The 12,389-nt window shown below is 59.0% G+C and carries 9 protein-coding genes; 3 read left to right on the top strand and 6 right to left on the bottom strand.

Annotated elements, in window-relative coordinates; translation table 11 throughout:
• Positions 1 to 5 precede the first annotated feature (5 nt).
• Positions 6 to 3,218 carry a reductive dehalogenase gene (locus ACR0CR_RS15310; protein ID WP_480600602.1) on the bottom strand — a complete coding sequence of 1,071 codons (3,213 nt, stop codon included), beginning with the start codon at positions 3,216 to 3,218 and terminating at the stop codon, positions 6 to 8.
• A gap of 76 nt (positions 3,219 to 3,294) precedes the next feature.
• Here ACR0CR_RS15310 and ACR0CR_RS15305 point away from each other — a divergent pair, with 76 nt between their 5' ends.
• Positions 3,295 to 4,197: a LysR family transcriptional regulator gene (locus tag ACR0CR_RS15305; RefSeq protein ID WP_480600600.1), complete on the top strand. Its 903-nt coding sequence runs from the start codon at positions 3,295 to 3,297 to the stop codon at positions 4,195 to 4,197.
• On the opposite strand, the gene ACR0CR_RS15300 is transcribed toward ACR0CR_RS15305, so the two are convergent.
• A complete protein-coding gene (locus ACR0CR_RS15300; protein ID WP_480600598.1) occupies positions 4,188 to 5,039 on the bottom strand; it encodes a LysR substrate-binding domain-containing protein in 852 nt (283 codons plus the stop codon). The two genes, ACR0CR_RS15305 and ACR0CR_RS15300, sit on opposite strands and share 10 nt — an antisense overlap.
• A 104-nt stretch (positions 5,040 to 5,143) precedes the next feature.
• On the opposite strand from ACR0CR_RS15300, the gene ACR0CR_RS15295 reads away from it, so the two are divergent.
• Complete coding sequence (locus ACR0CR_RS15295; protein ID WP_480600595.1) at positions 5,144 to 5,845, top strand: SDR family oxidoreductase; 702 nt, start codon at positions 5,144 to 5,146, stop codon at positions 5,843 to 5,845.
• A 2-nt stretch (positions 5,846 to 5,847) separates the two neighbouring features.
• Here ACR0CR_RS15295 and ACR0CR_RS15290 read toward each other — a convergent pair whose 3' ends face one another.
• From ACR0CR_RS15290 to ACR0CR_RS15280, 3 genes are read right to left on the bottom strand one after another with little or no spacing between them, the layout of a single operon-like run.
• Entirely contained in the window at positions 5,848 to 7,119 is a 1,272-nt protein-coding gene (locus ACR0CR_RS15290) for an NAD(P)/FAD-dependent oxidoreductase (protein WP_480600593.1), read from the bottom strand.
• A 25-nt stretch (positions 7,120 to 7,144) separates the two neighbouring features.
• The gene (locus ACR0CR_RS15285) at positions 7,145 to 8,179 is read right to left on the bottom strand and encodes an ACP S-malonyltransferase (RefSeq protein WP_480600590.1); all 1,035 of its coding nucleotides are present in this window, start codon (positions 8,177 to 8,179) and stop codon (positions 7,145 to 7,147) included.
• Positions 8,176 to 10,368, bottom strand: a complete 2,193-nt coding sequence (locus tag ACR0CR_RS15280; RefSeq protein WP_480600587.1) for a thiamine pyrophosphate-dependent enzyme — start codon at positions 10,366 to 10,368, stop codon at positions 8,176 to 8,178. The genes ACR0CR_RS15285 and ACR0CR_RS15280 overlap by 4 nt, the downstream gene beginning before the upstream one ends.
• Positions 10,369 to 10,551: 183 nt before the next feature.
• Here ACR0CR_RS15280 and ACR0CR_RS15275 point away from each other — a divergent pair, with 183 nt between their 5' ends.
• Positions 10,552 to 11,439: a LysR substrate-binding domain-containing protein gene (locus ACR0CR_RS15275; protein WP_480600585.1), complete on the top strand. Its 888-nt coding sequence runs from the start codon at positions 10,552 to 10,554 to the stop codon at positions 11,437 to 11,439.
• Between the two features lie 2 nt (positions 11,440 to 11,441).
• On the opposite strand, the gene ACR0CR_RS15270 is transcribed toward ACR0CR_RS15275, so the two are convergent.
• A complete protein-coding gene (locus tag ACR0CR_RS15270) occupies positions 11,442 to 12,203 on the bottom strand; it encodes a nuclear transport factor 2 family protein (protein WP_480600583.1) in 762 nt (253 codons plus the stop codon).
• Positions 12,204 to 12,389: the final 186 nt, after the last annotated feature.

Here is a 12,389-nt window from a genome sequence, read left to right as displayed (position 1 = left end):
TATGATTAGAGGTCAACCTCGATCACACCATCTGGGCGCAATGCCCGACTTTGGCACAGGATCATAGAGCTTTCACGTTGCTTGTTCGACAGAACAAAGTCTCGGTGCTCGATCTCGCCCGAGATCACACCGCATTTGCAGACCCCGCAAATGCCGTCCGAGCATTTCACATCCACGTGAATGCCCGCCTCGTTGAGAACTTGCGCCGCGTCCTTGTCGGCAGGGACAATCAGTTCACGTTCGGATTTCGTCAGCTTCAACGTGAACGGATGGTTTTCATAGTCGGGTTGTTCCGGGACCGAGAAATATTCCAGATGGCGGGCCTCCTCGGGAAAGCCCTGCCGCTCTGCAACTTGCATGACACCGTCCATGTATCGATCGGGGCCACATGTGTAGACATGCCAGCCCGTCCGATAGTTCCTGAGGATCGCATCCAGATCAGCACGGGTGTCCTCGTCCGAGAAATGGTAATGCACGTGATCAGCCCAGGGCATCGCCGCAAGGTCGTCCAGGTACCCAGCCCCGCTGCGGGTGCTGGCGGAATAGTGCAATTCAAACGGCTTGCCCAATGCGTGCAGACGGTGGGCAAAAGCGATCATCGGAGTGATACCAATTCCGCCGCCCATCAAGAAAGTCTTGGTCGCGCCCTCATCCAGTTCGAAATGGTTGATGGGCTTCGAGATAAAAACCTTGCGCCCTTCGTTGAATATCCGGTGCAGCAGGGCTGAGCCGCCGCGCCCTTCGTCTTCGCGCAGCACGCCGATCTGGTAGGTAGCGCGGTCAGTCGGGTCGCCGGACATGGAGTATTGCCGCAGGAATTCGGGCGCGACCAGCACGTCCAGATGCGCGCCAGCGGTCCATTCCGGCAGCGGCGCGCCGTCGAGCGTCGAGAACTCGTATTTGGTGACATCCGACGTCATCTTGTCGACCTTGGTCAGCTCCACCCGCATCACCGGGGCGTCGCCCGCAATGGTGTAGCGATGGATCACAGACATGTCCCCGGCAGATTTGCGCGCCTTGTATTCATCTGCGGTCACCATCGCCTGATAAGCGGCAATCCCGGCTTCGCGATCCATAGCAAAGGGATAAGGCCAAGGATGCGGAGCCAAAGGCGCAGGATAGACGGCCAGGGTCTGGTCCTCGTATTTCAGGTCCAGATCGGTTTGCAGGTCACGCCGGTTCAGCGGGTGCTCGGTCGGGCGATAAGCTCCGTCCGGCTGAAGCTCGATGTCCCACCACCATTTTTTTACGTCGTTCAATCCGCCATTGCCCACCGCGTCATCCAACCTCGCCAATGCAGGAGCGGCCTGAGGGACGTTCATCGCAGCCCACCGAAATGGGCGTTCCTTAAAGATGCCTTCCAGGTTCCACGGGCAGGTCTTCATGCACCGCCCGCACATCGCTCCGCCCGGAGTGGTCACGCGGTAGGTGGCGCATTTCTGGCTGTCGGATTTCCAGATTTCATAGCCGTTGAACATCAGTTTCGGCCCGGCGGTGATCGCACCCGAGGGGCATTCACGGGCGCATTTGTTGCAGCTTTCGCAAAAGGTCTGCAGGCCGAAATCGATCGGTTTGTCATGCGCCATCGGCATGTCGGTCGTGACCGCGCCGGATTTCAGGCGCGGGCCCAGATAGGGGTTGAGGATCACCTCGCCAATCCGGCTGACCTCGCCCAGACCTGCCAACAACAGCAAGGGCGGTTGCAAAACCTCGCCATCCATCACCGTATGCGCGCGGGCTTTATAGCCAAGATTGCGGATCTGCTGCGCGATCACACCGCCCAGCAGCGAGAACCGCAGATATGCGCGCATTGACTGGGCGACACTGATCCAGTCATCACCGCTGGCGCCCTCCATCGTCTCATATCCCTGATCGATGATCATACTGATGGCTTGATCGTGGGGCGGAACGATCTCTTCGCCCGTCGCGTCGTGCGAATACCACGCCCATTCGGGGCACCGGCTGAGGCCAACGGCATCGACCCCCAGGAAATACGTCGCCGCCTTGATGTTCGCGGCGTTCCGCGCGGCATCGGTCGGCGGTGGGGTATCCGCACTGTCCCCATCCTGCAGTAAAACAAACGCGCCCAGCGCGCGGCGTTGGGCAAAACTCGGGGCGGCTTTGCGCACGTAATACCCGCCTTTCGCCGCATCCTGCAGGTGCTTACCCATATCCCCGAACTGCGCCCGCGCGAACATATCGGCGCGTTTTGGGACACGCGCGACGTTCTCTTCGTCAATGTATGTCGTCGGCGTCTCGACCCGTTTGAGCTTTTCGAACGGGTGCGCCCCATCCACATAGCGCCGCTTGACATAGGGATCGCGGTTCAGAGCGTTCTTGGCAAAACCTGCGCCCACCCACCATGCGGGACCTTGCGTTTTAAACCAGGGCTGTTGTGCCATCGGCAGCAACGGCTGATCATGCGCGATCTCCATTTCCGTCGTCACTGCTGCCAACCCGAACCGCTTGCCAAGCCACGGCGCGACAACTTCGCCCTCTTCGACCGAGGCCAACCCAGCAGCAACCGCCAGTTTTCCCAAATCGACCTCGGAAGACATCACCGTATGCGCCCGCGCGTCAAATCCCAGAATGCGCAGGTAATTGGCGATGACCACGGCGTTTTCGGTTGCCAGCAGGCAGGCCCGATGATCCTGCGCGTCGATGATCCAATCCGCGCCTGCCTCATTGGGTTCGGGGTCGCGGTTGTGTTCGTAAAGGAAAACGATCGCATGGCGATGCGAGTCCATCGGGCGCGGCGCGGCCTCCATACTCTCTTTCAGGTCAGCCATGATCATGTCGATGCCCGAGGCCAGCGTCTTGGTTTGTCGCGTCTTCAGAGCATGCGCCAGACGGTCGATATCGGAGTTACGGCGCGGCTCAGTCAGCAGCGCCTCTGCGGGCAATGGGCCGCAGCCGATCATCGAGGCATCGTTGAAGTAACCGAACGCTTTCAAGTGGTTGGAGCGGTCCAGCGGATCAGGTGGGATATCGGACTTGACCGGATTGACGAACCCGTCCCGGATGGCGTCCATCATCGCCTGAAACTCACCCATCGCGTTGACAATGCTTTCCGGTTGATCCGGACGATGGAAGCTGAGAACCGGCATCGGCTTCACTGCAGCAAGATCAGGCATTGCCGATTGCCGCGACAACCGCTCCAACGGATAGCCGCCCATGTGAACGGGCCTGTTCTTGTCCGAGAAAAACCGGATTCCCATCGCGCGCCTCCTGCTTGCTGAGTGTCATCTAATTCGCGATAGACTGCAAATCCATTCATGAATAATCATACACGGTATGAGCAATTTCGATTTCACCGACTTGGATGGTAGAGTCCTGCGCGTCTTTCTGACGATCCTCGAGGAAAGCTCAGTCTCGAAGGCCGCCGACCGGTTAGGCGTTACACAATCGGCGATCAGTCACACGCTGGCCAAGCTGAGGCTGGTTCTGGGCGATCCGCTCTTTGTCCGTTCCGGCCAGGGCCTGATGCCAACCGAACGCGCGTTATCCTTGAAAGACCCGGTCCAGCACGTGCTTGATGGCATGCGCGCGTTGACCGAGGATCGTCCCTTCGACCCGCTCGCCGAAGAGATGCACATCCAGATTGCGACCAATGATATGCCGCGTGAACTGATCTTTCCTGATCTGCTGCGCATCACGCGTGCCGAGGGCATTCGGCTGCGGCTGGGGTTCATCCCCTCGGGCGTGCCCGATCCGGACCTGTTGCGCAGCGACCGGTGCCAGCTGATGCTGACGCCATTGCCACCTGACGGTCCGGATATCTTTCAGAAACGCCTTCTGACCAGCCCGTTGATGATTTTCTATGACGCCTCTCAACGTGTTCCGCCCAGCGATTGGCAAAGCTACTGCGAGACGGATCATGTTGAGGTGAGGTTTACGGATGGACGCAGCTCTCGTGCGGTGATGCGCGGCGTGGACCAAAGCCAGATCAGGCCGCCCACGGTCAGTTTGCCCCATTTCAATGCGATCCCGTCTTTTATTAAGGGCAGCGATCTGATTTCTACCGACACTTTATTGATGAAGCAGGGGCCGCTGGCGGCGCTGGATTGTTCGCCGCTGCCATTCGATTGCCCGCCAGTTTCGATCTACATGGTCTGGCACCAACGCAGCACGAACGATCCCGCCCATCGTTGGTTACGTGACCGAATCGAGGCGACAGCCGCAACGCTTCAGGTCTGAGACAGCAGCCACGCTTTGACCCGCTGCACCAACTCCAACTGCCTCGGTTGCTTTGGGGCAACGACATAAAACCCCAGATCATCGATTAGCTCATCCTGCAGAGGTTGCACCAATTGCCCTGACGCGAGTTCGGCGGATATCAGCGGTGCGTTTGCGAGGGCGACCCCCTGCCCGGACACCGCCGCGTCGATGGCAAGGCTGGTCTGACTGAACTTCATCATCCGGGCTTTGCCCGCGACCCCGGTTCGTTCCAGGAACAGCGCCCAAAGCCCATGTGTGTCGTTTAGCAAAACCTGACCCAGCAAATCCGTCGGGGTATCGATCCCGTCCGCAATGCCCGGGCTGCACACCGGAACGAATGCGCCCGAAAACAAAGGCTCAGCCGTCAAGTCTGCGCCAAAGGGTGCCCGCCCCTGTCGAACCGCAATGTCCACACCATCGCTTTTGAAATCCGCCAATCGTTCGCGTGCGTCCACTTGGACCGAGATATTTGGATGCTGTGACGTGAAGTCTTTCAACCGAGGGACCAGCCATTTCGATGCAAAACTTGGCGTGACAGATATCGTGACCTGTTGATAGCCGGACAACGCATCCACAGCGTCCTCAATCAGACGAAAAGCGCGGCGCAGCGGCGCATGGAACCGTCGTCCGGCCTCGGTCAGCGCCAAACCCCGAGGCAACCGATCAAACAGAGGCTCAGCCAACCGCGCCTCAAGGCCGCGCACCTGTTGCGCGACGGCCCCTTGTGTCACGCCCAATTCGTCAGCGGCCAAACGAAAATTCAAGTGGCGCGCTGCGGCCTCAAATGCGCGGAGCGCGTTCAGTGGGGGCAAAGCGGGCATAATATGTCCTGTAGATTTTCTACAGCATAGCGGCAGCAGAACTGATTGGTCAAACCCGCCAACAAAGCTCATCTTTTGGGCAACTGAAGACACGGAGATTTCCCATGACCAAAGTGGCACTCATCACCGCAGGCGGCAGTGGAATGGGCGCGGATTCCGCTCGACGTCTGGCAGCAGACGGGTTCAAGGTTGGAATCCTGTCCTCGTCGGGCAAGGGCGAAGCGCTGGCGCACGAATTGGGCGGCGTAGGCGTAACTGGCTCGAACCAATCCAACGAGGACCTGCAACACTTGGTTGACGCGGCGATGAACCATTGGGGGCGCGTCGATGTCTTGGTCAATTCAGCCGGACACGGACCCCGCGCGCCGGTGCTGGAACTGACGGATGAGGACTGGCACACGGGACTGGACGTCTATTTCATGAACGCGGTTCGCCCGACCCGGCTGGTGACGCCGATCATGCAGGCGCAGGGCGGCGGGTCGATCATAAACATCTCGACCTTTGCGGCCTTCGAACCTGATGCGGTCTTTCCGACCTCGGGCGTGTTCCGCGCGGGGCTGGCGGCCTTTACCAAACTGTTCTCGGACAAATACGCCGCCGACAATATCCGCATGAACAACGTCCTTCCTGGCTTCATCGACAGCCTGCCCGAAAAAGAAGAGTTCCGCGCCCGTATTCCAATGGGCCGCTATGGGCGCAGCTATGATGAGATAGCGTCTGTCGTCGCGATGCTGGCATCCGAGGGCGGGGGGTACATCACCGGTCAGAACATCCGCGTTGATGGCGGCATCACGCGGTCCGTCTAGAGTCAGATTCGCGCCTTCAGGAAATGAGTCACCGCCGCGCCCGTCTCAAAATAGGCGCGGCGCAGGCCGGACCAATGCTCGGTATGTTTTTCAACTGCAGGCAAAGGCAGCAAGGATGGATCATCCGTCAGCAGGCTTTCGGCCATGAGACGGCCAAAAACAGTGCCAGGACCGATCCCACGACCGGAGAACCCATGCACAGATAATGCGCGCGGCCCGATTTGGGTGATCTTCGGGATGTGATCCGAGGTCATCGCGATCCGGCCATGCCATCCCTCGCTTAGCGGCTGATCCGCGAGCTGCGGGTACAGCGCGCGCAGCTTACGTTCTATCCAGTCCGAGTGTGCGCGGCTGCCTGCATGACCCAGATCACCCATTGCACCAATGATGAACCGTCCATCCTGATCCATTCGGAACGAGGTCATGATTAGCCCCGTGTCCCAACATCCTTCGCCACCGGGCAGAATGCTGGCGCGCAGGTTGTCCGACAAAGGCGCGGTCGCGAACTGAAAATAGTATACCGGCACATAGGCCACGTCAGAATCCGGTAGATTCAGGTGATAAGCATTTGTCGCCTGAAGGACAGATTTCGCGCGTACTGTTCCGGAACGGGTCTCTGCCTCCCAAACGCCGTCGTTGTATTGTAGTGAAACAACTGGAGTGTGCGTGACCACTCTGGCACCAGCCTGCTGCGCCGCCCTGGCTAACCCGCGGGCATAGGCAAGGGGTTGAATTGTACCAGCGCGGGGATCGAACAGGGCGCCTTGAAACGCCGCGCTTCCGGTGCGTTGCGCAGTTTGGTCTGCAGTAAGAAGCTCAACGGGCGCGCCAGTGCTGATCAATTGCGCGTAGCGCGTCCTGAGGTCATGCAGACCGGAGTTGGAATGCGCACAGTGCAAAGTGCCGCCCCGAACGGGTTCGCACTTAATCCCTTCGCTTTCGATCAGGTCAAAAACTTCGGCAGGGGCCTTCGCCAGCAGATCAATCAGCCTGTCCCCGGCCCTGTCGCCCAGATGGGATCGAATTTCATTTGGCGGCAACCACAATCCGGCATTGGCCAAACCGACATTGCGACCGGACCCACCGTGACCTATGTCAAAAGCCTCTAGCAAGCAGACCGATGCCCCCGCCCGCGCCGCCGTCAACGCGGCGGAACAACCGGTATAGCCACCACCGATGACAGCTAGATCAACGGTTAGATCACCGTTCAGAGGATCACTTTCCACCTGTTCCCGGCATGTCTTTCGCCACAGCGACTGATCGTAATCTTTCACGTCTGGCTCCTGAAACGCGCGTGGATCATCCGGTTGCAAGGACCCTTTGATCCGGGCGGCCCATCGAAATCAACAAAGGTTGCGCAGTTTGTTGCATCTGGAAGGCGGCCTTGTCACGCATCCCCCGCCAATCGGCCAGAACCAAGGATTGGGCGACCGCGCCACCCAGGGTCGCTCCAGGGCCAGTTACGATGAACACATCAGGTGCGAACTCGCGGGCAGCGGTCTGGATTGCGCGGGTGAAATCATAGGGCTCGGTTACCTGATGACCCAGAGTGTAGTCCCACAATGCCCTTGTGTCCGTCGCGCCCGGCCACCAGATTTTCCCGCGCCCGTCGATCAGCGGACATTCCGGCTGACGAAACAATTCGGCCCCCAGGCGTGCGCGTCCCTCGGCAGCGACCGGCGCCTGAAGGGCCGTGTGAAACGCCGCGTGGTTCGCCAGACGCATCGGATAGCGCTCCTGCACGGATGGTTGCGACACCTCAAACGCCTGCAGCCCCTGTTCGTTACCCGCCAGCACCAACATACCGCCAAGATCGATGGACAGTGCGAGGTTCCGCCCTTCAACCGCGTCGATGCGAGCGACGTCATCCAGCAAGGCAGCCTTGCGCGCTGGGTCTTTTTCCCAAGCTTCTCCGAGGAACGGATATACAAGCTGCCCGCCAATCAGATGCTCTTGCATCAACGTGCCCATCGTGTTCACCACCCGGAACCCATCCTCAGCAGACAATGCGCCGCCTGCCGCCAGTGCGATGTACCACCCCATCGAATTGCCCGTCACCGCGACCACTTCGATGTCGTCAGCTGAGCTTTGGGCATCCGCGAGCGAAGCGGCGTAGATCAGGGGTGAAGCGACGTCACCGCGCGAGTATTTCCCGACCGAGAACCGATCCGCACCATCCAACGCAATAATAGACTCCTGCCCGGTTTCAGACCGCACAGCGTCAAAGCTGCGGAACATGTCCATGCGGGTCGCATGATGGCGGTGCAGGTAGCCCAATTCTGGTTTGTTATAAGTCCCCCGTCCGGGACAGATAACAACGGCGGTCCGAGTCATGACCCACCTCCGGTCAGCTTGAGCGCGGCGGCTACGATACCATCCTTCGAGGGCAATGGTGCAGCGTAGGCGGGTCCGGTCGCGATGAAACTGTCCTCGGCCACGACCCGCGCGATTGGGGTCGAAGGACTTTCTTCGACGAAGAAAGTCATCAGCGCCTCAGATTGGCTTCCGGTCCTGCGGCATTCGTCGACGACCAAAACATGCGCGCATGTTTTGGTAGCCTCACGCAAGGCATCTGCTGGCAGCGGGGCGAGCCAGCGCAGATCAATGATGCGCGTTTTGATCCCCGCTGCTTCCAACTCTGGCAAGGCTTGATGCGACAGGTAGTGCCCGTTGCCATAAGTAACGATGGCCAGATCGGTACCTTCGCCCTGCACTCCGACCTCTCCCAAACCGATACGGCGATCAGGCGAAGGATAGGTCGACATCCATTGCGCATCTTGCGCCGAATGCAGATCGCGCATTGGGTAAAGCGCGATGGGTTCAAGAAAGACCACCACTCGCTGTTCTTCCCGTGCCAAACGTACGCATTCGCGCAGCATCTGTGCCGCGTCTGCACCGGTTGACGGACAGGCAATAATGACACCCGGAATATCCCGCAGAACGGCCAGAGAATTGTCGTTGTGAAAATGTCCGCCAAACCCTTTCTGATAGCCCAGCCCTGCAATCCGCAACACCATCGGATTCGTGAACTGCCCGTTCGAAAAGAACGGCAAGGTCGCGGCCTCGCCGCGGATTTGATCCTCGGCATTGTGCAGATAGGCGAGGAACTGGATTTCAGGAATCGGAATGAAACCATTGTGGCCCATACCGATGGCAAGCCCCAGAATAGACTGCTCATCCAGCAGTGTATCAATCACGCGATCCGAACCGAAGCGCTTCTGCAGCTTCTGCGTCACGCCATAGACGCCACCCTTGCGGCCAACGTCTTCACCCATGCAAACGATCTCACCATACTCCAGCATCAGATCGGTCAGCGCCCAGTTGATCAAACGGCTCATGGGCTGCGGGTCATTCATCGCGCGCAGGTCGCCGCCAAATACTCGGGCGCGCTCGTCCGCGCTGGGTCCGTTGCGGGGTTTGCACGCACGTTTGGGAGGAATTAAACTGGCCATCACCTCTTGCGCGTTGGCCAGATGCGGGCGTGCGGCGGCTTCAGTTGCGACCCGATCGGTACGGGCGCACGTATCGTTATAGACCGTGAGCGCCTGGTCTGGCGACAAAGCCCCCGCCTGATCCAGCAAGCGCGCCGAATGCAGCAGCGGATCATTGGCCTCATCGGCCTCGACCTCGGCCTTTGGCAAATACGTGGTTGGCACATCCGCCCCTGCATGGCCATAGAGGCGCACCGTTCTTAGGTGCAAAAACGCAGGTTTGCGGCGCGAGCGCACATAGTCGGCAGCTGCCTGTGCAACCGCGTAGGTCTCATAAATGTCCAATCCGTTTGCCTGAAAATACCGGATGCCCGGGCGGTGCTCCATCGACGCTTGGATCCAACCCTTGGGCGTCTTGACCGAGATACCGATCCCGTTGTCTTCGCATACGAACAACAACGGAAGCGGGGTCGATTGCACGCTGGTCCACCCAGACGTATTGATTGCCCCCTGCGCTGTTGAGTGGTTGGCCGATGCATCGCCGAAGGAGCAAATCGCAATCCCGTCGTCGGGCAGGCTGCGGTGCTCAGGATCATGACGCCGCGCAGCGCCCAGCGCATAGGCGGCACCGACCGCCTTGGGCAAGTGGCTGGCGATTGTCGAGGTCTGCGGCGGGATCATTAGAACTTTGGACCCAAGCACCTTGTGGCGACCACCTGAAATCGGGTCTTCCTTCGAACAGGCAAAACTCAACAGCATGTCCCAGGCAATTTGCTGACCCGGGACCTGTTCGGCGCGCGCGATCTGAAACGCTGCATCACGGTAGTGCAGGAATGCGATATCACTCGGGCGCACGGCATGGGCAACGGCCGCCATCCCCTCATGACCCGATGACCCAATCGTGTAAAATCCCTGCCCTGCCTTTTGCATCGCACGGCTGGTGCGGTCTAATGCGCGGCTCAGGACCTGAGAGCGAAACACCGACACCGCATCCGTTGGGGTAAGCCCGGGTCGTGGAACTGGGCCTTCCGGAAAATCGCGATTTGCGACACGGGTCAAAAAGTTCTCGTGTACGATCTGGGCGCGATCCATGACATTCCCTCATCAACTGGCTTGGCAGGGCTTTTCGCATTTGCCACGCCTGCTCTGTCACTAAGACCCAGGAAGTCAGCTTGTCCAATTTGGGTCTCTGGTTGACTTTGTATCCCACTTCTTCGCTCTGGCGGCTTCAAAAATCCAGTGCTATTGCTGCCCAAAGGTATGAGGAATTGTAATATGATTGCCCCCCGACGGTTTTTGCCATCCATTTCATCCCTGCTCGCGCTAGAGGCCGTGGATCGCCTGGGCAGCGCATCTGCAGCGGCAGAGGAGTTATCACTGACTCAAAGCGCGATCAGCAGGCAGCTCAAATCAATGGAGGACCAACTTGGGCTACCGCTGATCGAGCGCAATCAGATGCGGCTTTACCTGACACCTGCGGCCAAAGACTATGTGCAAACGGCAAGGGTGGCCTTGAAAGACTTGGCTCAGGCGGCACTAAAGCTAAAGGCCAATCCCGCCGGGGGGTCGCTGAACCTGTCAATCCTACCTGCGTTTGGCATGCACTGGCTTGCACCTCGGTTGCAGGATTTTGCCAAACGTCACCCTGAGGTCACGGTGAATCTCGGCACGCGCCTAAGACCATTCGACTTCGCGACCGAGCCCTTTGACGCGGCGATCCACTTTGGACGCCACGATTGGTCCGGTGTGCACTACCTACCCATTATGCGAGAGGAAGTTCTGCCAGTTTGCGCACCGGATTTGCGCCCGCACCCTGCAAGTTCGCTCAGCGAAATTCGCTCGGCCCCGCTTTTGCACCTGGACACGCGACCGGACGCTTGGGAGCAGTGGTTCGCCGCACAGGGTCAGACCGTTTCTGGCCTACGCGGAATGCTGTTTGACCACTTTTCGACCATGATTCAGGCGACCGTTCATGGGCTTGGGATTGCTCTGGCGCCTTCTTACCTCGTTGCCGATGAGTTGCGCGATGGGCGTTTGATCCTGGCCTGGAGCGGGCCATCGATTAGCCTTGGCGAATACTTCCTTGTCTGGCCGTCCCGCCGCGCGCAGCCTGAGCCACTGCGTTCATTCCAGTCATGGCTGGAAGGGCAGTTGGTGCGCTAAACTTAGAATTTCCCGTTGTCGTTCTTCCACGCACCACGCGGAGCGATTGCTTCAACCGTATCCCAGTGCTCGACAATCTTCCCGCTGGAGACGCGGAAAAGGTCATAAAAGGAACTGTGCTGATCTCCGATTTGACCTTCGCAAACGCTCAGCACGAAATCGCCTTCGGCCAGGATGCGGTGAAGATGCTTGTAGTCCGGCCTCGGGCGATTGGCATCGCCCGAAAGCAACCCTTTTAGCGCAGTAACATCCCCTGACAGATGAGGATTGTGGTCGGTAAAATCGTCTGCATTGACGAACGCCTGAAGCTGCTCCACATCGCCGCCAACAAGCACTGTTTCGACAAAAGACCGGACAAATGCCCGGTTTTCTTCTGTGCGGTCGGGTTCAGCGACCTGCGTCGGGCCATCCACCATACTGTTGCCATCAGAGTTCGGGCCTTCCCGTTTTTGAATGTTGTCCCAATGCTCGACGGCTTGTCCGTCTTCGAACCGAAACACCTCGAACCCGATGTTGCGACGTGAGAAATCGTATTCCGTATGCGCAAACACAAAATCCCCGTCTTCGAACGCGCGCACCACATTCACTTTGGGCTGCGTCTCGGACAGGCGCTTGAACAGAGAAGCCAATCCCTCGCTGCCCTCATGGGTCTGCGGATTGTGCTGAATATACCTGGCCTCATTCACCACAGAAATCGGGCCGGGATCTCCGGTCTCAATGCTTTTGAGCAAAGCGCAAATGCGATCTTTGTTGCTTTGAGCCACTTTGGACGCCTTTCCCCAAAACACCGTCCATCACAGAATGACAGAGCGATGCCAGTCCGGCAACGTCACCTGCGCGGCCTTCGGCCTTGCGTCCTGCGGACGGCAGGTGGCCAGGCAGGCGCGGGCGACGCGGATTCTCAGCTCATTCTTAGACAAGATCTGCGGCATTCAGAGAAACGGGAAACG

The sequence above is a fragment of the Ruegeria sp. AM2 genome (assembly GCF_056540685.1).
Note: the sequence above shows the minus strand (reverse complement) of the source record. Positions and strands in the feature narration are given on the sequence as shown.